Origin of the sequence: Nonomuraea sp. NPDC050202 (assembly GCF_040656115.1) — a bacterium.
Taxonomy (GTDB): Bacteria; Actinomycetota; Actinomycetes; order Streptosporangiales; family Streptosporangiaceae; genus Nonomuraea.
Window position 1 is genome coordinate 127,289 of sequence record NZ_JBFALF010000008.1, and the last position, 18,815, is coordinate 146,103.

The 18,815-nt window shown below is 72.7% G+C and carries 17 protein-coding genes; 5 read left to right on the plus strand and 12 right to left on the minus strand.

Annotation, left to right across the window (positions count from 1 at the left end; genetic code table 11):
- Positions 1–42: 42 nt before the first annotated feature.
- Positions 43–1,368, minus strand: a complete 1,326-nt coding sequence (locus tag AB0I79_RS23320) for a PLP-dependent aminotransferase family protein (RefSeq protein ID WP_357876177.1) — start codon at positions 1,366–1,368, stop codon at positions 43–45.
- A gap of 88 nt (positions 1,369–1,456) precedes the next feature.
- On the opposite strand from AB0I79_RS23320, the gene AB0I79_RS23325 reads away from it, so the two are divergent.
- Together AB0I79_RS23325 and AB0I79_RS23330 are read left to right on the plus strand one after the other, a co-directional pair.
- Positions 1,457–2,359 carry a branched-chain amino acid transaminase gene (locus tag AB0I79_RS23325; RefSeq protein ID WP_357876179.1) on the plus strand — a complete coding sequence of 301 codons (903 nt, stop codon included), beginning with the start codon at positions 1,457–1,459 and terminating at the stop codon, positions 2,357–2,359.
- A gap of 163 nt (positions 2,360–2,522) precedes the next feature.
- Complete coding sequence (locus tag AB0I79_RS23330; RefSeq protein WP_357876181.1) at positions 2,523–4,604, plus strand: hypothetical protein; 2,082 nt, start codon at positions 2,523–2,525, stop codon at positions 4,602–4,604.
- Here the strand turns inward: AB0I79_RS23330 and AB0I79_RS23335 are convergent.
- Entirely contained in the window at positions 4,560–5,090 is a 531-nt protein-coding gene (locus AB0I79_RS23335) for an HIT domain-containing protein (RefSeq protein ID WP_357876183.1), read from the minus strand. The two genes, AB0I79_RS23330 and AB0I79_RS23335, sit on opposite strands and share 45 nt — an antisense overlap.
- 77 nt (positions 5,091–5,167) lie before the next feature.
- Between AB0I79_RS23335 and AB0I79_RS23340 the strand changes: the two genes are divergently transcribed.
- Complete coding sequence (locus AB0I79_RS23340; RefSeq protein WP_357876185.1) at positions 5,168–5,671, plus strand: Asp23/Gls24 family envelope stress response protein; 504 nt, start codon at positions 5,168–5,170, stop codon at positions 5,669–5,671.
- Positions 5,672–5,674: 3 nt separating this feature from the next.
- Here the strand turns inward: AB0I79_RS23340 and AB0I79_RS23345 are convergent, their stop codons facing one another.
- Together AB0I79_RS23345 and AB0I79_RS23350 are read right to left on the minus strand one after the other, a co-directional pair.
- Positions 5,675–6,100 (minus strand): hypothetical protein, encoded by a 426-nt coding sequence (locus AB0I79_RS23345; RefSeq protein WP_357876187.1) that lies wholly within the window; start codon positions 6,098–6,100, stop codon positions 5,675–5,677.
- Positions 6,101–6,188: 88 nt separating this feature from the next.
- Positions 6,189–7,196, minus strand: coding sequence for an RNA polymerase subunit sigma-70 (locus tag AB0I79_RS23350; RefSeq protein ID WP_357876189.1), 1,008 nt, complete (start codon positions 7,194–7,196; stop codon positions 6,189–6,191).
- A gap of 278 nt (positions 7,197–7,474) precedes the next feature.
- Between AB0I79_RS23350 and AB0I79_RS23355 the strand changes: the two genes are divergently transcribed.
- Positions 7,475–8,197 carry a PIG-L deacetylase family protein gene (locus AB0I79_RS23355; protein WP_357876191.1) on the plus strand — a complete coding sequence of 241 codons (723 nt, stop codon included), beginning with the start codon at positions 7,475–7,477 and terminating at the stop codon, positions 8,195–8,197.
- Between the two features lie 100 nt (positions 8,198–8,297).
- Here AB0I79_RS23355 and thrS read toward each other — a convergent pair whose 3' ends face one another.
- From thrS to AB0I79_RS23370, 3 genes are all read right to left on the minus strand, one after another.
- Positions 8,298–10,262: a threonine--tRNA ligase gene (thrS, locus tag AB0I79_RS23360; protein WP_357876193.1), complete on the minus strand. Its 1,965-nt coding sequence runs from the start codon at positions 10,260–10,262 to the stop codon at positions 8,298–8,300.
- Between the two features lie 66 nt (positions 10,263–10,328).
- Complete coding sequence (locus tag AB0I79_RS23365) at positions 10,329–10,934, minus strand: glycoside hydrolase family 25 protein (protein WP_357876194.1); 606 nt, start codon at positions 10,932–10,934, stop codon at positions 10,329–10,331.
- A 30-nt stretch (positions 10,935–10,964) separates the two neighbouring features.
- A complete protein-coding gene (locus AB0I79_RS23370; RefSeq protein ID WP_357876196.1) occupies positions 10,965–11,864 on the minus strand; it encodes a TIGR03564 family F420-dependent LLM class oxidoreductase in 900 nt (299 codons plus the stop codon).
- A gap of 98 nt (positions 11,865–11,962) precedes the next feature.
- On the opposite strand from AB0I79_RS23370, the gene pgm reads away from it, so the two are divergent.
- The gene (pgm, locus tag AB0I79_RS23375; RefSeq protein WP_357876198.1) at positions 11,963–13,597 is read left to right on the plus strand and encodes a phosphoglucomutase (alpha-D-glucose-1,6-bisphosphate-dependent); all 1,635 of its coding nucleotides are present in this window, start codon (positions 11,963–11,965) and stop codon (positions 13,595–13,597) included.
- A 23-nt stretch (positions 13,598–13,620) separates the two neighbouring features.
- Here pgm and AB0I79_RS23380 read toward each other — a convergent pair whose 3' ends face one another.
- The 5 genes from AB0I79_RS23380 to AB0I79_RS23400 all read right to left on the minus strand — a co-directional run bounded on the left by AB0I79_RS23380 (position 13,621) and on the right by AB0I79_RS23400 (position 18,815).
- Positions 13,621–14,385 (minus strand): SDR family oxidoreductase, encoded by a 765-nt coding sequence (locus AB0I79_RS23380; protein ID WP_357876200.1) that lies wholly within the window; start codon positions 14,383–14,385, stop codon positions 13,621–13,623.
- Positions 14,376–15,665: an MFS transporter gene (locus AB0I79_RS23385; protein ID WP_357876202.1), complete on the minus strand. Its 1,290-nt coding sequence runs from the start codon at positions 15,663–15,665 to the stop codon at positions 14,376–14,378. Before AB0I79_RS23385 ends, AB0I79_RS23380 begins: the two co-directional genes overlap by 10 nt.
- The gene (locus AB0I79_RS23390) at positions 15,666–16,700 is read right to left on the minus strand and encodes an Ldh family oxidoreductase (protein ID WP_357876204.1); all 1,035 of its coding nucleotides are present in this window, start codon (positions 16,698–16,700) and stop codon (positions 15,666–15,668) included. It lies immediately after the preceding gene.
- A gap of 110 nt (positions 16,701–16,810) precedes the next feature.
- Complete coding sequence (locus AB0I79_RS23395; RefSeq protein ID WP_357876206.1) at positions 16,811–17,500, minus strand: DUF2786 domain-containing protein; 690 nt, start codon at positions 17,498–17,500, stop codon at positions 16,811–16,813.
- A gap of 73 nt (positions 17,501–17,573) precedes the next feature.
- Positions 17,574–18,815 carry a hypothetical protein gene (locus AB0I79_RS23400; RefSeq protein WP_357876208.1) on the minus strand — a complete coding sequence of 414 codons (1,242 nt, stop codon included), beginning with the start codon at positions 18,813–18,815 and terminating at the stop codon, positions 17,574–17,576.

Here is an 18,815-nt window from a genome sequence, read left to right on the forward strand (position 1 = left end):
GAGGTGGTGGTCGGCTGATCCCGGCCCTCTCGCGAGCCGCCTTCATCTCCCGTAGGCCCGCCAGGCCTGGGCCAGACCGGCGACCGCCTGGTCCAGCAGGTCCGGCGGCAGGGCGAAGCTGAGGCGCAGCCGGTCGCGGTGGCGGCCGTCCGGGGAGAACAGGGAGCCGGGCGCGACCGCCACGCCGTGCTCGCGCGCCACGGCCGCGAACCTGTCGGTGTCCGTGCCCGGCAGCCGCGCCCACACCGACAGCCCGCCCGCCGGGCGCGTCCACGTCCACTCGGGCAGGTGCGCGGACAGCGCCGCCAGGCAGTGCTCCCTGCGGCGGGCCAGCTCGGCCAGCCAGGGCCGCACGGGGTTGCGTTCGAGCAGGTCGGTGGCCAGCCGCTGGGCGACCGCGCTGGTCGCCAGGTCGGCGTCCACCTTGGCCTCGGTCAGGCGGGCCAGCAGCGGCTCCGGGGCCGCCAGCCAGCCCACCCGCAGCCCGCCCCACAACACCTTCGACAGGGACCCGACCGTCACCGTCCCGTACGGATGCACCCGGGCCAGCGGCTCGGGCGGCGGCGTGCCGTCGTACACGAGGGCCGCCAGCGTCCGGTCCTCCACCACCGTCACGCCCGCGTCCCTGGCCAGTTCGGCGACGTGCCGCAGCGGCGGGACCGCGCCGGTCGGGTTGTCGACGCTGACCGCGTACACGGCGGCGGGGCGATGGCGGGCCAGCGCCTCCTCGACGGCGGCCGGCGCGCCGAGATCGACGGCCACCACGTGCGCCCCCGCCCGCCGGAACACGCTCAGCGCGCCCCCGTAGGCCGGGTCCCCCACCAGGACGCGGTCACCGGGCCGCAGCAGCACCCGGGCGGCCAGGTCGATGCCCTGCTGGGCGCCCGCCGTGACGAGGACGTCCTTCGGGTCGGCGCTCTCGCCGCTCGCCAGCACCGTCCTCAGCCGGGGATCGCCCATCGCGTCGTACCCGTGCCCGCTGGGCACCCTCAGCAGGTCCGCCGGGTCGATCGAGGGCAGGACGAGGTGGGAGGGGTCGGGGACCACGGAGGTGAACAGGTCCGCGCGCACGGCCCCCGCCTGCAGGAGTCCGCCGAACGAGGGGGTGCCGAGCACGTACGTGCCGCTCCCGTGCCGCCGCTCGCACCATCCCTCCTCGCACAGGGCGTTGAACGCCGCCGCCACCGTCCCCCTGCTGACCCCGACCGCCTGGGCCAGGTCGCGCTCCGACGGGAGGCGGGTGCCGGGGCTGATGAGGCCGGTCTGGGCGAGGTCGGCGAGCGCGCCGGCCAGCCGCCGGCTGGGCGGGCCCTGGTGGAGCCGGAGGCGGTCGCGGACGAGTGTGACGAGGGTGTCTTCCCTTCCCATAGCCACCATTATCCCGATACTGTGCCACTCACCGCGCAATTGGCCCATCGAATGTCGTCGTGCCGGGCCACCGAAGGAAGGAGTGCGGGTGGAGGAGGCCAAGTTCATCTGGATGGACGGGGAGCTCGTGCCGTGGGGCGAGGCCCGGGTGCACGTGCTGTCGCACGCCCTGCACTACGGCACGGCCGTCCTGGAAGGCACCAGGGTGTACGAGACGCAGGACGGGCCCGCCGTCTTCCGGCTGGACGACCACCTGCGGCGGCTGACGGCCAGCGCGCGGATCATCGGGCTGGCGATGCCGTACACGATGGACGAGCTGCGCGAGGCCACGCTGCGGACGGTGGCCGCGAACGGCCGCCCCTCCTGCTACATCCGCCACCTCGCGCACCGCGGCTACGGCGAGATGGGCATCGCGGCGCGCGGCTGCCCGACCACCGTGTCCATCGCCACCTGGGAGTGGGGCGCGCTGCTCGGCTCCGGCGTCCGGCTGATGACCAGCTCCTGGCGGCGTAACGACCACACGATCGTGCCCACGGCCGCCAAGGCCACCGGCCCCTACCTGAACTCCGTCCTGGCCAAGCACGAGGCGCTCGACGCCGGCTACGACGAGGCCGTGCTGCTGAACTCCGCCGGCTACGTCAGCGAGTGCACCGGGGCGAACCTCTTCGTCGTCCGCGACGGGGTGCTCGCCACGCCGCCCGACAGCGCGGGCGCGCTGGCGGGGCTCACGCAGGACACCGTGGAGCGCCTGGCCGCCGGCCTCGGATTGCCGGCGGTCAGGCGCGAGCTGATGCGTTCCGACCTCTACACCGCCGACGAGGTCTTCCTGTGCGGCACGGCCGCCGGCGTCGTGCACGTCTCCTCGGTCGACCGCCGGGAGCTGGGCACCGGCCCAGGCCCGGTGACGGCCAGGCTGGCCGACGCCTACGACGCCGTCGTGCACGGCAGGGACGAGCGCTACCGCCACTGGCTCACCCCGGTGGCCGGCTGAGACGCGACGATCGGTCCGTACGATCGCCGCCCGGCGGGCGGAAGACGGCCTCCGGCACTCCCGGCGCATGAGAGGGTAGTCGCGTCTGGTGGCGCCGGAGCATGACCTAGCACTACCCAGCCCGGCCGTGCCACAGAACTCTGCGATCACGGGAGGTCATCGGGTGAGGCGCGCGCTGGTCGTGCTGGCCGTGCTGGTCGGTCAGGTGATTATCGGTCATGCTCTGTTCGCCGGCCCCGCCAGGGCGGGGTCCGAGACGGGGCGGGTGGCGCTCATCGGCGTGCCCGGCCTGCACTGGAACGACCTGACCCCGTCCGGCACCCCCAACCTGTGGGCCCTGGCCGGGTCCAGCGCGATCGGCTCCCTGTCCGTCCGCACGGTCGGCAACGTGACCTGCCCCTACGACGGCTGGCTCACCGTGTCGGCGGGCACCAGGTCGGCCGTCGGCTACGCGTGCGGCGCGCCGCCCGCGCCCGAGCCCAGGGGCGAGGGCGCAGTCATCCCCGACTACCGGTACCTCATCGACGTGGCCGGCCAGCGCACGGCGGGCACGCTGGGCGAGTCGCTGAAGGCTGCCGGGCAGTGCTCGATCGCGATCGGGCCCGGCGCGGCACTGGCGCTGGCCGACCGGCAGGGCGCGGTGGCTCACTACCACGCCTCGCCGCTCCAGGTCGGGACCGCCGGCCTGGAGAAGTGCCGGATGGTGGCGATGGACGTGGACGACCTCGTCCAGCCGTACCTGGCGGGCGAGCCCGGCCGGCTGCCCAAGGTGCCCGACAAGCTCGGCCCCGCCGAGCGGCGCGAGGCGCTGCGGCTGGCCGACACCAAGGCGGGGGCGCTGCTGTCGGTGCTGCCCGCCGGCACGACGGTGCTGCTGGCGGGCCTGTCGGACCACGGCTCCGTGCCGCACCTGCGGGTGGCCGCGCTGCGCGAGCCCGGCGCCGAGGGGCGGCTGCTGGGCGCCGCCTCCACGCGCAGGGACGACATCTCGATCCTGACCGACCTGACCGCCACCGTGCTGGACGAGCTGGGCGTGGCCGTGCCGAGCACGGTCGTGGGCGTGCCGCTGCGGGTGGGCGAGCCGGGCGCGACGGTCGAACGGCTCCGCAGCGCCGACGCCACCGCCCAGACCATGCGCTCGGCGAAGGCCGCCTACTTCACGGCCCTGGCGGTGTTCCAGGTCCTGTTCTACGTGCTGGCCTTCCTGCTGCTGCGCCGCCGCAAGGGCCTGCCCTGGGTACGCCGCGCCGCCGTGGCGCTCGCGGCCCTGCCCGTCACCTCGTTCCTGGTCAACCTCCTGCCGTGGGACTCCCACCTGGAGCTGTTCGGCGGCATGGCGGCCTGGTGGGCGGCGATCACCGCGCTGGCGCTGGCGGGGCCGTGGCGGCGCAGGCCGCTCGGCCCGCTGGCCGTGGTCGCCGCGATCACGGCGCTCACCCTCGTCGGCGACCTGCTCACCGGCACCACCCTCCAGCTCAACAGCTTCATGGGCTACAGCGCCGAGCAGGGGGCCCGCTACTTCGGCCTGGGCAACATCCCGTTCGCGCTGCTGGCGACCGGCACGCTGCTGGCCACCACGGTGATCGCCCATCGGTGGCCGGGCAAGGTGGGCGTGGGCGCGATCGTGGTGCTGGGGGCGTTCGCGATGGTGCTGGGCGGGTCCGGGATGGGCAGCGACTTCGGCGGCGTGATCGCCTTCGTGCCGGGCATCGCGGTGACCGCGCTGATCCTTTCGGGCAAGCGCGTCTCGCTGGTGAAGCTGGGCGCGTTCTGCGTAGCCGGAGGCGTGATCGTGATGGGCTTCGCGTGGCTCAACTACCTGCGGCCCCCGGAGGAGCAGTCGCACCTGGGCAGGTTCGTGGGGCAGGTGCTGACCGGGGAGGCCGTGGACGTCATCTGGCGCAAGTTCCTGGCCATGGTCTCCACCCTGGCCAACCCCAACCTGATGCCGATCGTGATCGCCGCCGTGGCGTTCCTCGTGTACGCGATCCTGCGCCCCGAGCAGGCGTCGGCGGGAGTCGTGCCCGCGGCGTTCGAGCACTCCCCCGCGCTGCGTGCCGGCCTGATCGGCACGCTCGTCAGCGGCGTGGTCGGGATGCTGGTCAACGACTCCGGCGCGGCCGTGCTGTCGATGGCCCTGGCACTGGCCGTGCCGCTGCTGCTGGCCACCGGCATCGGCGCGCTGCGCCGCGACGGCGAGTCAGTCCCACGCGTCGGCGAGCAGCTGGCGGGTGTCGTGAAGTAGCTGCGGCAGCACCTTGGTCTGGGCGACGACCGGCATGAAGTTGGTGTCGCCGCCCCACCGGGGCACCACGTGCTGGTGCAGGTGGGCGGCGATGCCCGCGCCCGCGACGTGGCCGAGGTTCATGCCCACGTTGAAGCCCTGCGCGCCGCTGGCCTTGCGCAGCGCCCGCAGCGACCGCTGCGTGAACTCGCCCAGCTCGGCCACCTCGGCGGCGTCGAGCTCGTCGTAGTCGGACACGTGGCGATAGGGCACGACCATCAGATGGCCCGAGTTGTACGGGTACAGGTTGAGCACGGCGTAGACCGTCTCGCCCCGCTTCACGATCAGGCCGTCCTCGTCGCTCATCTTCGGGATGGCGTCGAACGGGCAGCCGTCGCCGGGACCGGTGCCGGTCGGCTTGTTCTCGCCCTTGATGTAGGCCATGCGATGCGGGGTCCACAGACGCTGGAAGTTGTCGGGGGCCCCGGCCCCTGCCTGATCGTGCATAACTAGCAGCATAGGACCCCGGACAAACGGGGTCCTCTTCCGGCACAATCCTGAGCACCCGCCTACAGGAGGCCGCGATGAGTGAAGCCTTGGCCGAGCAGCCCGCACCGTCCGCCGAGCAACCTGCCCCCTCGCCGCCCTCGTACATCGAGGCGCCCACCTCGGGGGCGGTGGTCAAGGGCCGGATCAAGGTCGCCGACGAGGTGGTCGAGAAGGTGGCCGCGCTGGCCGCGCTGGAGGTGGCCGGGGTCGCCGACATGGGCGGCGACCTGGCGCGGGCCTTCGAGTCCGTACGCGACCGCATCGGCATCGGCTCCCGCCGCGGCAACCAGGGCGTCAGCGCGCAGATCCAGGACCGCCAGGTGGCGGTGAGCCTGACGATCGTGGTCGAGTACGGCCACGTCGTCATGGACGTCGCCTCCGAGGTCAAGACGAACGTGGCCAGGAGCGTCAGCCGGATGCTCGGCATGCGCGTCATGGAGGTGAACGTCACCGTGGACGACGTCCGGCTCCCCGGCGAGGGCCGGGCCGCGGCCCGTGGCCCCGCCGAGGACCTGGTCGAGGGTGAGGAGCCGGGCTGAGGCTCAACCCACCCTGGTCATGTTCGACTCGTAGCCGCCGCCACCGGGGTACACCCAGGCGCCGGTGACGCTCGCCCCGTCGGCGCTGAACGTGCCGCGGTAGTAGGCCCCCGAGTCCTTCTTGTGCGCCCAGATCGTCAGCGTGTCGCCCTCGATCTCGTACACGTAGGCCAGGGTGCTGCCGTCGCTGTCGAAGTACCAGGAGTGCACGTCCTGGCTGGGCTCCTCCGCCCCGTACGGCCGCTTCCTGCCGATGAACTCCGTGCCCTTGACCGTGCCGCCCTCCTGCGTGAGGTCCACGTCCTGGATGAGGAAGTGGCCGCCCTCCATCCAGCGGTAGGTGACGGTGCCTGCGGCGGCGCCGGTGACCTTCCAGGTGCCGACGAGGCGGTCGAGAGCCTTGAGCTTGGGGTCGTTGTGCTCGGTCATGGCGGAATTCCTCTCTAGTGAGTGGTCGTACGGCCATATGACGGCGGGGCGGCGGGAAAGGAATCGGTCCGGGCCGGGAAATCTCCTCTCAAAGTTCGTGGGGCAGGCCGAAAGCGGTGTGCAGCTCGGCGCCGAACGTGGTGATCTCGGCGATCAGGCCGTCCTCGACGCGGAGCACGTCGATGTTGACGGCGGTGTAGCGGCCCTGCCCGGGACGGCGTACGTAGTTGGCCACGGCCGGCTGCCGGTTGGCGCGCGTGGCCAGCGCCTTCCACTCGCCCCACGCCTCCGGCCCGATCATGACGGGCCGCCACATGTCGAGGATGGCCGCCCGGCCGTCGTACACCTGCGAGGCCGGCGGCATGGTCTGCCGCGCGTCCTCGCGCAGCAGCTCGGCCAGGGCCGACAGGTCGCCCTCCACGGACGCCTCCATGTAGCGGCGCAGCACGGCCCGCTCCTGCTCGTTCGGCGCCGTGGCGGGGCCCCACTGGGAGCGCCGGGCGGGCAGGTGCATGCGCAGCGTGGCGCGGGCCCGCTGCAGGGCGCTCTTGACGGCCGCCACGCTCAGCTCCAGCGCCTGCGAGGTCTCCTCGGCGGACCATCCGGCCACGTCCCGCAGGATCAGCACCGCCCGCTGGCGTGGCGGCAGGTGCTGGATCGCGGCCAGGTAGGCCAGCTCGATCGTCTCCCGCTCCACCGCCACCGCGTCCGGCGTGCCCGCCCCCGGCGCGGCCAGGTCGAGCAGGCGGTCCGGGTACGGCTGCAGCCACGGCACCTCCGCGAACGGCGAGCGGGACTCGCCGCCCACGCCCACCGTGATCTCGCGGGCGCGCGCGGGCCCCGACAGCAGGTCGAGGCAGGCGTTGGTGGCGATGCGGTAGAGCCAGGCCCGCAACGTGGAGCGCCCCTCGAACGTCTCCCGCCGCCGCCAGGCGCGCATCATGGTCTCCTGCACCATGTCGTCGGCGTCGGTGTAGGAGCCCAGCATCCGGTAGCAGTGCACCCGCAGCTCGTGCCGGTGGCCCTCGACCAGCTCCCCGAACGCGGCCCGCCCGCCCTCCCTGACGGCCGCAACGGCCTCGCTCTCGTCGCCCACGTCGCCTCCCTGGCCCACGTGCCGCCCCTGATCAGTCCTGCCATCCCGAGCTCCCGGCCCGAACGTCGCGTCGCGGCGCCCCGCACCACGCGAGCCCCGCACCACGCGAGCCCCGCACCACGCGAGCCCCGCACCACGCGAGTGCCGCGCCGCGCCGCGCGGGCGCCGTACTGTCGTGCTCTCCCGGCGCAAGCGTCGCACGAGCACCCGCCCGCCGTGAAGTACGCGGATGAAGCGGCGTCTGTCGGCGGGGCGCCGGTGCTGCCAGGATGGCAGGCATGATCGATCAGCTGGCGCCCATGCCGGACGACTGGCAGCGCGCACTGGCCATCGTGGCCCACCCCGACGACCTCGAATACGGCTGCGCCTCCGCCGTGGCCGTCTGGACCGATGCCGGACGTCACGTCTCCTACCTGCTCGTCACCAGGGGCGAGGCGGGCATCGACACGCTGGAGCCCGCCAAGGCGGGCCCGGTGCGCGAGCGCGAGCAGCGGGCCAGCGCGGCCGTGGCCGGGGTGACGGACGTGGAGTTCCTCGACCACACCGACGGGGTGATCGAGTACGGCCTCCGGCTGCGCGAGGAGCTGGCCGCCGCCATCCGCAGGCACCGCCCCGAGCTCGTGATCACGCTGAACTACGAGGACACCTGGGGAGGCGCGTACTGGAACACCCCCGACCACCGGGCCGTGGGGCGGGCCGTGATGGACGCGGTCGGCGACGCCGGAAATCGCTGGATATTTCCGGACACGGAGGCCGAGCCGTGGAACGGCGTGCGGTGGATCGCCGTCGCCGGATCCGACACCCCCACCCATGCCGTGGACGTCACCGACGGCCTGGAGCGGGGCGTGCGCTCGCTCCTGGAGCACCGCGCCTACATCGAGGCTCTCACCGACGAGGCCCCGGAGACCTACGCCCGCAACCTGATCGAGGGGTTCGCCCGGGAGCAGGCGGAACGCTTCGGCGGACGGCCGGCAGTGACATTCCGCCTCTTCAATCGCTGACTTCCACAAACCGGATGCGTGGGGCGACCCATCGCCAAGGCGGCCGAGACGGAAAGCGGGCCGTGCCATCAGGCACGGCCCGCTTCCGCGTGATCGATGCTCAGACCTGGACGCGGCGCTCCACGGCGCTGACGATCTCGCCGATCGCCTCTTCCACGGGGACGCCGTTCTTCTGCTCGCCGCTGCGGTAACGGAAGGACACCGCGCCGTTGGCGATGTCGTCGTCGCCGGCCAGCAGCATGAAGGGCACCTTGGCCTTCTGCGCGTTGCGGATCTTCTTCTGCATCCGGTCGTCGGCCGTGTCGACCTCGACGCGGATCCCGGCGGCCCGCAGCCTCTTGGCGACGTCCTGCAGGTAGGGCACGTGGGCCTCGGCGATCGGGATGCCCACCACCTGCACCGGGGCCAGCCAGGGCGGGAAGGCGCCGGCGTAGTGCTCGGTGAGCACGCCGAGGAAGCGCTCGACGGAGCCGAACAGCGCCCGGTGGATCATGACCGGGGTCTGCCGCGAGCCGTCGGCCGCCTGGTATTCGAGGCCGAACCGCTTGGGCTGGTTGAGGTCGAGCTGAATGGTGGACAGCTGCCAGGTGCGCCCGATGGCGTCCTTGGCCTGCACCGAGATCTTGGGACCGTAGAAGGCCGCGCCGCCCGGGTCGTCCTTGAGCGTCAGGCCGGACTCGGTGGCGACCTGGCGCAGCGCGTCGGTCGCCTCCTCCCACTCGGCGGGGTCGCCGATGAACTTCTCGGAGTCGTCGCGGGTGGACAGCTCCAGGTAGAAGTCCTCCAGGCCGAAGTCGCGCAGCACGCTCAGCACGAACCGCAGCAGCGACTTGATCTCGTCGGCCATCTGCTCGCGGGTGGTGTAGATGTGCGCGTCGTCCTGCGTCATGCCGCGCACCCGGGTGAGCCCGTGGACCACGCCGGACTTCTCGTAGCGGTAGACCGAGCCGAACTCGCACAGCCGCAGCGGCAGCTCACGGTAGGAACGCCCGCGCGCCCGGTAGATCAGGTTGTGCATCGGGCAGTTCATCGGCTTGACGCGGTACTCGATGCCCTCCAGCTCGAAGGCGGGGAACATGTCGTCGGCGTACCACGGCAGGTGGCCGGAGGTCTCGAAGAGCGAGCTCTTGGTCAGGTGCGGCGTGTTGACGAACTCGTAGCCCGCCTCCGCCTGCCGCCTGCGCATGTAGTCTTCCATCTCCTTGCGGATGATCCCGCCCTTGGGATGGAAGATCGGCAGGCCGCTGCCCAGCTCCGGCGGGAAGCTGAACAGGTCGAGCTCCGCGCCCAGCTTGCGGTGGTCGCGCTTCTCGGCCTCCTCCAGCAGCTTGAGATACTCCTCCTGCTTGTCGCGGGACTCCCACGCGGTGCCGTAGATGCGCTGGAGCTGCGGGTTCTTCTCGCTGCCCCGCCAGTAGGCGCCGCCGGAGCGCATGAGCTTGAAGGCCGGGATGGACCGGGTGGAGGGCACGTGCGGGCCCCGGCACAGGTCCTTCCAGCACAGCTCGCCGCTCTTGGCGTCGAGGTTGTCGTAGATGGTGAGCTGCCCGGCCCCCACCTCGACGCTCTCCTCGTCGGCGGCGCCGCCCTTGAGGCCGATCAGCTCCAGCTTGTACGGCTCCGCCGCCAGCTCCTCGCGCGCCTCGTCGTCGCTGACCGGGCGGCGGGAGAAGAGCTGCCCCTGCTTGACGATCTCGCGCATGCGCTTCTCGATGCGCTTGAGGTCGTCGGGGTTGAACGCCTGCGCGACGTCGAAGTCGTAGTAGAACCCGTTCTCGACGGGCGGCCCGATGCCCAGCTTGGCCTCGGGGAACAGCTCCTGCACCGCCTGCGCCATGACGTGCGCGGTGGAGTGCCGGACGATCGCCCGGCCCTCTTCGCTGGAGATCTCGATCGGCTCGACGGCGTCGCCGTCGGCCAGCGCGCAGGCCAGGTCGCGGGCCTCGCCGTTGACCCTGGCGGCGATGACGGTGCGGCCGTCGGCCTCGAGCGCCTCCCCGGCCGTCGTGCCGGCCGCGACCACACGCTCGGCTCCGGCGAGGGTGATGCGTAGCTCGGCTGACACGGTGAACTCCTTGAAGGTCGCGCTCGATGCCCGGCACCGAGGCAGGTTCGACGGTAGTCACCGATGCTATCGCGGGTGAAACCCCAGCTTTGTCAGCTCCTGCCGGGTGCCGTGGAAGACGTTGCGGTCGATCGGGCTGTTGGCGTACTGGTGGATGGTCCAGTCGCGCCAGGGGCCTGGCACCGGCGGGTTGCCGCGCGGGCTCTCGGGGCTGGCGATCCAGAGAGGGTATTCGGCCAGCCCCGCGCAGTGCCCGCCGCGCGCGAACGCCTGGAAGGTGTAGATGAACGGCCGCACGCCGGTGTGCCGCTCGACGTGGTGGCACCAGCGGCGGGCGTACCTGGCGACCTGCTCGGGGCGCAGGCCGTCGTTGGTCTCGAGGTCGAGCGCGACCAGGTCGCCGCGGCGCAGCCCGCCCGCCGACCTGATCGCGCCGAGGAAGTGCCGTGCCTGCTCGATGGGGTCGCCCTTGGGCCTGGCGAAGTGGTAGGCGCCGCAGACGATCCAGCTCTCGCGCATGCCGTTCCAGTTGCGCGCGAACCACTTGTCGGTCCAGTCGCCGCCCTCGGTCGCCTTGGCGAAGGCGAAGGCCACTCCCGCCTCCGCGTGGCCGGCCCAGTCGACGGTGCCCTGCCAGTTCGACACATCGATGCCTTGTAGCACGCGCTTCACCTTGCCGGATCTTATGGAGATGTACGCGGATCAGCCCTTCGCCGCGCCGATCAGCAGGCTCCTGGTGCGTTCCCGGTTGGCGAACATCGAGCCCACGAAGTCGGTCACCCCCGCCTGCTTCAGCTCCTCGAGCCTGGCCAGCACGGTGTCCTCGTCGCCGACGATCGCCGCGTCGCCCGGCCCCGCCGCCCCTTCCCTGTCGAGCATGGCACGGTAGGAGGGGAGCTGCCCGTAGATCTTGAAGATCTCGTTGGCCCGCTCGACGGTCGCGGCGCGGTCGTCGGTGACGCTGATGGGCAGCGCGCAGACGATCCTGGGCCGCTCGCGGCCCGCCTCGGCCGCGGCGGCCGTGATGGTGGGCGCGATGTGCTCGGCGACCGTCCGCGGCCCGGTCATCCAGAGCACGGTGCCGTCGGCCACGGTGCCGGCGAGCTTGAGCATGCGCGGGCCGAGCGCGGCCACGAGCACGGGGAAGCCCGCGCCGGGGGTGGTGAGCCGCACGTTGGCCTTGAGCGTCTCGCCCTGGTAGTCGACCTGCTCGCCGCGGGAGGCCGGGATCAGGATGTCGAGGTACTCCTTCATGTGCCGGCCGGGCCGCTCGAAGCTGTAGCCGAACATGTTCTCGATGACCATCTTGTGCGACAGGCCGATGCCCAGGGCGAACCGGCCGCCGAGCGCGGCGTTGGCGGTCATGGCCTGCTGGGCGAGCACGGCCGGGTGGCGCGGGTAGGTGGGCACGACGGCGGTGCCGAGCTCGATGGGCGGCGCCTGGACGCCGGCCGCGGTCAGGGCGGTGATGGCGTCGAGGCCGAAGATGTTGGAGAGCCAGGCGGAGGAGAAGCCGTCCTCCACCGCCTGGGCGATCTGGTCGCGCAGACCGCCGATCGCGTCGGGTCCTTGAGGTTCGGCGAGGAAATATCCGTAGCGCATGAGAACAGAACTCCGTTCTGGTGACTGACGCGAATGTATCTCCCCACACCGCCGTGCGGTCACCCGCCCGGCCGGGCCCGATTTGTAAAGTGACCTACATGACGCATGAACGCGCGGGACAGCCCGCCCGGCCTTCCGACCTGGTCGACGTCGCCAGGCTGGTGACGTCCTACTACGCGCTCCACCCGGATGCCGGCGAGGTGGCGCAGCGGGTGGCGTTCGGCACGTCGGGGCACCGGGGGTCGTCGCTGAGGTCGGCGTTCAACGAGGACCACATCGTGGCCACGAGCCAGGCCATCTGCGAGTACCGGCAGGCGCAGGGCACCGACGGGCCGCTGTTCCTGGGCATCGACACGCACGCGCTGTCGGAGCCCGCCCGGGTGTCGGCGCTGGAGGTGTTCGCGGCCAACGACGTCGCCGTGCTCATCGACTCGCGCGACGGCTACACCCCCACGCCCGCCGTCTCCCACGCCATCCTGCGGCACAACAGCGGCCGTAAGAGCGGGCTCGCGGACGGCGTCGTCGTCACGCCGTCGCACAACCCGCCGGGCGACGGCGGGTTCAAGTACAACCCGCCGCACGGCGGCCCCGCCGACACCGACGCCACCGGGTGGATCCAGGATCGCGCCAACCGGCTGCTGCAGGACGGGCTCAAGGGCGTACGCCGGGTGCCGTACACGGCGGCCCTGGACCGGGCCGGGCGTTACGACTTCCTCGGGACGTACGTGGACGACCTGCCCTCGGTCGTCGACCTCGACGCGATCCGGGCGGCCGGCGTGCGCATCGGGGCCGACCCGCTGGGCGGGGCGAGCGTGGCCTACTGGGGGGAGATCGCCGAACGGCACCGGCTGGACCTGACCGTGGTCAACCCGCTGGTGGACCCGACGTGGCGGTTCATGACGCTCGACTGGGACGGCAAGATCCGGATGGACTGTTCGTCGCCGTACGCGATGGCCTCGCTCATCGCCAATCGCGACACCTACGACATCTCCACGGGCAACGACGCCGACGCCGACCGGCACGGCATCGTCACCCCCGACGGCGGGCTGATGAACCCCAACCACTACCTGGCCGTCGCCATCTCCTACCTCTGCACCCACCGCGACGGCTGGCCGTCCGACGCGGGCGTGGGCAAGACCATGGTCAGCAGCGGGATCATCGACCGGGTGGCCGAGTCGCTGGGCCGGCGGCTGTACGAGGTGCCGGTGGGCTTCAAGTGGTTCGTGCCGGGACTGCTGGACGGGTCGCTCGGGTTCGGGGGCGAGGAGAGCGCGGGGGCGTCGTTCCTGCGGCGCGACGGCTCGGTGTGGTCCACCGACAAGGACGGCGTCATCCTGGCGCTGCTGGCCGCGGAGATCCTGGCCGTCACCGGCGAGTCGCCGAGCGTCCGCTACCGGGGCCTGGTCGAGCGGTTCGGCGAGCCCGCGTACGCGCGGGTGGACGCGCCCGCCACCCGGGAGGAGAAGGCCGTGCTCGGCAAGCTCTCGGCCGAGCAGGTGACGGCCGGCTCGCTGGCGGGCGAGCCGGTCACGTCGGTGCAGACATCGGCGCCCGGCAACGGCGCCAAGCTGGGCGGGGTGAAGGTCTCGACGCAGAGCGCCTGGTTCGCGGCCCGGCCGTCCGGGACCGAGGACGTGTACAAGATCTACGCCGAGTCCTTCAAGGGCCCGGACCACCTGGCCAAGGTGCAGGAGGAGGCCCGCTCGCTGGTGTCGGCCGCCCTGGGGGCCTGAGGCGGGGCCCCGGCGTCCCCCGCTCAGTACTGCAGGTGCCGCCCGCCGTCCCCCACCAGCACCTCGCCCGTCACCAGGTCCGACTCCAGCAGGGCGGTGACGAGCTGGGCGATGTGCTCGGGTTGCGCGGTGCGCCGCAGCGGCGCCTTCAGCTGCTCCTTCGCGGTCATCTCGGAGAACACCTGCTCCCCCACCCGGTCGATGTGCCAGCGGGTGGCCACGAGGCCGGGCGCGACCGCGTTCACCCGCACCTCGGGGCCGAGCGCCACCGCCAGGTCGCGGGTGAGCTGGAGCAGGGCGGCCTTGCTGACCCCGTACGCGATGGAGGAGCCGGTGGCCAGCAGGCCGGCGACGGAGGCCACGTTCACGACGGCGCCGCGCGCCGCCCGCAGGGCCGGCGCGAAGGCGCGGGCGCAGTAGAAGGCGCCCATGAGGTTGACGCCCATGATCCGCTGCCACACCTCGTCGGTGAGGCCCTCCAGGTCGGGGAACGGCACCCACGCGGTCGTGCCCGCGTTGCACACCAGGACGTCCACCCGGCCGTGGTCGGCGCGGACGCGCTCGGCCAGCCGGCGTACGGCGGCGTCGTCGGACACGTCGGCGGCCACCGCCTCCGCCTTGCAGCCGAGGCTCTCCAGCAGGGCGACCGTCTCCCGGGCTTCGGCCGCCGAGCGCGAGTAGTTGACCACCACGGCCGCCGCGCCCTTCCTCGCCAGGCGCTCCGCGACGGCGGCGCCGATGCCGGTGCCGCCGCCAGTGATCACCGCGACCGTGCCGTTCAGGTCCATATGTCCGTCTCCTTGCTCTCACGCGAGGCGTAGAACGCGGCGAACGAGATCACCGCCGTGCCGGCCAGGAACGCCGCCACCAGCCAGGGCGCGCCGCCCAGCCGGGCCGCCAGCGCCGCGCCGATCAGCGGCGAGAACCCGGCCAGCGCAGCGCCCAGCTCCCGCGAGGCGGCGAACCCGGTGTAGCGGACCCGTGCCCCGAACAGCTCGGCGTAGAACACCGGCTGCACGGCCACCTGCGGCGCGAAGCCGAACGCGCCCATGATCATCATGGCCAGCCAGACCAGCCAGGTGACGCCGGTGTCGACCAGCAGGAAGTACGGATACGCGTACACCGCCACGAACACGACGCTGAACAGGTTGAGCGGCCGCCTTCCCACGCGGTCCGACAGGTGGCCGTAGACCGGTTGCAGCACGATGACCGTCAGCCCGAACAGGATCACGCCCAGCAGCGCCGTGCGGCTGCTCAGGCCGAGCCGGCCGGTGGCGTACGCGACGCTGAACGTGGCCAGCGTGTAGACCACGGCCGTGTCGCAGATGTGCGCGCCGACCCCGACGAGGAAGTTGCGCGGGTGGCGGACCAGCGCGTCCCTGATCGGCAGCCGGACGATCTCCTTGGTCCGCGCCATCTGCTGGAACACGGGCGACTCGTCGACCCGCAGCCGCACGTACAGCGCCACCCCGATCAGCGCGAAGCTCACCAGGAACGGCACCCGCCAGCCCCAGGCCAGGAAGTCCTCCTCCGGCAGGAGCTGGACCAGCAGGAACGCCGAGGTGCCCAGCACCAGCCCGATCTGCACGCCGGTCTGCGCGTAGGAGGCGTAGTACCCGCGCCGGCCCGGCGGGGCGTGCTCGGCCAGCAGCGTCGCCGCGCCGCCGAACTCCGCGCCCGCGCCGAGCCCCTGGCAGACGCGCAGCAGCGTGAGCAGCACCGGCGCCAGCACCCCGATGGCGGGATAGGTGGGCAACAGGCCGATCAGCCCGGTCGACACACCCATGATCACCGTGGTGATGATCAGGGTGGAGCGGCGGCCGATCTTGTCACCGAGATGGCCGAACAGGATGCCGCCGAACGGCCGCACCACGAACCCCACGCCGAACGTGGCGAACGCGACGATCGTGCCCGTGGCCGGGTCGGCGTCGGTGAAGAACAGGCGGTTGAACACGAGGGCGGCGGCGGTGCCGTAGATGAAGAAGTCGTACCACTCCAGGGCGGTGCCGACGAGGGCGCCCAGGACGACGCGGCGTAATGCGGGGCTGGGGGCGGGTGTGGCGGACATCTAACCTCCTGGCGGCGTGTCTGGCCACGGAACGCCGAGCCGCGCGGCGAGCCCGCGCAGCTCCGCCCACACCGGCTCCGGCACCGGGACGCCCTCCTCCAGCCGCTGCGCGCGCGTGCGGGCCTCGGGCTCCCCCGGGACGACCACGCCGGGGCCGCCGGCGCGCAGGGCCTCGCAGAAGGATTCGACCTGGGCGACGTAGCTCTCCAGCGGGACGAAGGCGGCGATGTCCACCGCGGTGATCACCGTGCCGAACGTGCCGTCGTACTCGGCGGAGCACGCGGTTCCGGTGCCCGTGAGCAGGCCCCCGACCAGCTCGATGAGCACGCTCAGGCCGTAACCCTTGTGGCCGCCGAACGGCAGCAGCGCCCCGCCCCGGTAGAAGTCCGCCGGGTCGGTGGACGGGCGGCCGTCCGGATCGACGAGCACCTCCTCGGGGGCGGGCCGGCCGGCGGCGAGCAGGAGGCCCAGCTTGCCTTCGGCCATGGCGGCGGTCGCCCAGTCCATGACCACCGCCGCGCCGCCCGCGCGGGGCACGGCCCAGGCCATGGGGTTGGTGCCGAGCATCCTGCGGTGCCCGCCGTACGGGGCCACGGTGGGGTCGGCGTTGCCGACGACCTGCGCGATCAGGCCGCGCCGCGCCAGCGTCTGCGCGTACTCGCCGAGCCTGCCGACATGGTTGCAGTCGCGGATGGCGACCACCCCCACGCCGTGCGCGGCGGCCAGCGCGGCCGCCTCCTGCGTGGCCAGGCCGGCGGCGGCCTGGCCGAAGCCGCGCCGCCCGGACACGACGGCGGTGGCGCCGCGGCGCGAGACCACCTCCGGGCGGGCGTCCGGCACGATCGCGCCGCTCTCGATCCGGTCGTGGTACCACTTCACCCGGCGTACGCCGTGCGAGCCGTGACCGGCGAGGTCGGCCTCCACCAGGGACGCGGCCACCACCGCGGCCGTGTCCCCGGGCAGGCCGGCGGCCGTGAGGAGGTCGTGGGCGAGATCGCGGAGGCGGTCGGCGAGGACATGGACGGATGCGTTCACGGTGACCTGACTCGCTTGGGCAGGGCTGCGTTCCGTGTGCGCGCTTATGCCCGATTACCGCCCCGCCCAAACAGATGCTGGGAAAGGGCTTACCAAGAACTGGCCCTGCCTCAGGCGAGCTCCCTGGCGGCGGCCGTGGCCATGCCGGTGCGGCCGAGGTCGGCCCTGCGGCCCGCGGCCACCCCGTCGCGGTAGCCGGTGCCGCTGGTCGTGGGCACGCTCATGCGGATGTCGGGGTAGTGGGCGGCCACCGCCCGCTCCACCTCGGCCCTGCGGTCGGCCAGGACGAGCGCGGTGCCCGTGCCGGCCGACGCGGCCTCCGCCCCGGACTCGGCCTCGCGCAGCAGCCGGTACACCTCGTCGGTGAACCCCAGCAGCCACGACCTGCGATAGGCCCGCACGCCCGTGACGTCCCCGGGCAGCTCCACCCTGGCCAGCCCCGAGGCCATCTGCAGCAGCAGCGAGGTGGCCAGCAGGTCGGCCCGCTCCAGATCGGCCGCGAACCCGAACACGTGCACCCGCTGCCCGCCGTCGCCCCGCCCGATCAGCAGCGGACGGCACCGCAGCGCCCGCGCCACCAGGCTGACCAGCCGGGCCTTCTCCCTGGCCCAGGGCGCGGGCAGGGTGACGATGCGGTCACCGGGGACCTGGCGGGTGCCGGCGGGCGGCAGGCTGTCGATGCCGTGCTTGGCCATCAGCGCCGAGGCGGCGGCCATGAACGTGGCCCGCTCGTGCTCGTTGTCGGTGCGCTCGGCCTTGGCCAGCAGTTTCCTGACGCGTTCGAGCGTCCGCTCCCGCACCCGTCCTCCCCCTGCTCCCGTTCCCGTACACCGCGCCCGAGCGAGGGCGGGCCGGTGGCGCGCGGGACCAAGCCTACGACTTGGTGGTCAGCACCCGCCCGTCGTCGGCGATGGCCGGGAAGGCGCCGGTGTCGACGATGCCGTGCTGCTGGTACAGCGCCTCGATGAGCGCGTGCGCCTGCGGCTCCAGCTTCCACAGGGCCCGGTACTCGCGCGCCGTGGCCAGCGAGATGCCGATCTCCTGGGCGATGTCCACCGTGCGCGGCACGATGCCCTTGGCGATCTGCCGGTCCCAGAACTCGCGCGCGGCCCGCATGAGCGCGGCGCGTTCGGCGGTGCTGACGACGTGCGGGGTGGTGTCGAACACCGTGACGTCCTCGTCCTCGTCGTCGACGAGCTCGGCCAGCGCGGGCGGCAGGGCGGGCCTGGCCGGCACGGGGTGGTGGTCGGCCTCGGGCTCCCAGGGCACGCGGGGGTCGGCGTCGATGAGCGCGGAGGTGTTGTACAGGGCGGCGATCTGGGCCAGCAGCGCCTCCTGGCGGGCCGGGTCCACGGCCAGGCCGGTGTGCTCGACCGCCTGGTCCATGGCCTTGTCGAGCTTGGCCAGCGCGGCGCGCATCTTGCGGTCGGGGGCCCCGGCCTCGCGCAGCGCCTTGGCCTTCTTGGCGGCCAGCGCGACCCTGGTCAGCCTGCGGTGGGCGTCGACCTCGCTGGCCGTGCGGTCGCTGACCTCGGCCAGGCCGAGCCGGACCAGGAGCCGCTCGGGGGTGAGCCGCCAGTTGATGCGGCCGGTGCCGCGGATGCGGTGGCGCTCGATGGCCATGCCGCGCTCCCACAGCCAGGCGGCCACGAGCGGGGCGGCCAGGCGGAACACCGCTTCGGGCAGGCTGCGCGCGTCCATGGAGGACAGCACGGCGGTCAGGCAGGTCAGGGCCCACACGGCGATGCCGTCGATGCCGGCGGAGAAGTTCTCGCGCATGTTGCGGCGGGCGCGTACGGCGGAGGTGATGATCGCGACCTCGATGAACGCGAACAGCAGTAACCGCAGCGGTCCGTCGAGGTCCAGCACGTCTTCCGAGAAGCGCCACATGCCCTGCGCCGAGACGCCGGTGGCGATGGAGGCGGCCACGATGGTCAGCACGTCCTCGACGGGACGCGGGGCGACGTACCTGGTGAAGATCCAGGACACGGCGCGCCAGGCGACCCTGAGCACCAGGACCGCGAGCGCCAGGCCGACCAGGCTCAACAGCGTGATGACGGCGGTGGCGAGCGGCTTCTCGGTGATGAAGGCTGCTATTTCCTCAAATGTCGGCAT

Coding starts and splice junctions, on each gene's coding strand:
- AB0I79_RS23320 (WP_357876177.1), bottom strand. CDS start 1,368: ATGGGAAGGGAAGACACCCTCGTCACACTCGTCCGCGACCGCCTCCGG.
- AB0I79_RS23335 (WP_357876183.1), bottom strand. CDS start 5,090: ATGCACGATCAGGCAGGGGCCGGGGCCCCCGACAACTTCCAGCGTCTG.
- AB0I79_RS23340 (WP_357876185.1), top strand. CDS start 5,168: ATGAGTGAAGCCTTGGCCGAGCAGCCCGCACCGTCCGCCGAGCAACCT.
- AB0I79_RS23345 (WP_357876187.1), bottom strand. CDS start 6,100: ATGACCGAGCACAACGACCCCAAGCTCAAGGCTCTCGACCGCCTCGTC.
- AB0I79_RS23355 (WP_357876191.1), top strand. CDS start 7,475: ATGATCGATCAGCTGGCGCCCATGCCGGACGACTGGCAGCGCGCACTG.
- AB0I79_RS23370 (WP_357876196.1), bottom strand. CDS start 11,864: ATGCGCTACGGATATTTCCTCGCCGAACCTCAAGGACCCGACGCGATC.
- pgm (WP_357876198.1), top strand. CDS start 11,963: ATGACGCATGAACGCGCGGGACAGCCCGCCCGGCCTTCCGACCTGGTC.
- AB0I79_RS23380 (WP_357876200.1), bottom strand. CDS start 14,385: ATGGACCTGAACGGCACGGTCGCGGTGATCACTGGCGGCGGCACCGGC.
- AB0I79_RS23385 (WP_357876202.1), bottom strand. CDS start 15,665: ATGTCCGCCACACCCGCCCCCAGCCCCGCATTACGCCGCGTCGTCCTG.
- AB0I79_RS23400 (WP_357876208.1), bottom strand. CDS start 18,815: ATGCCGACATTTGAGGAAATAGCAGCCTTCATCACCGAGAAGCCGCTC.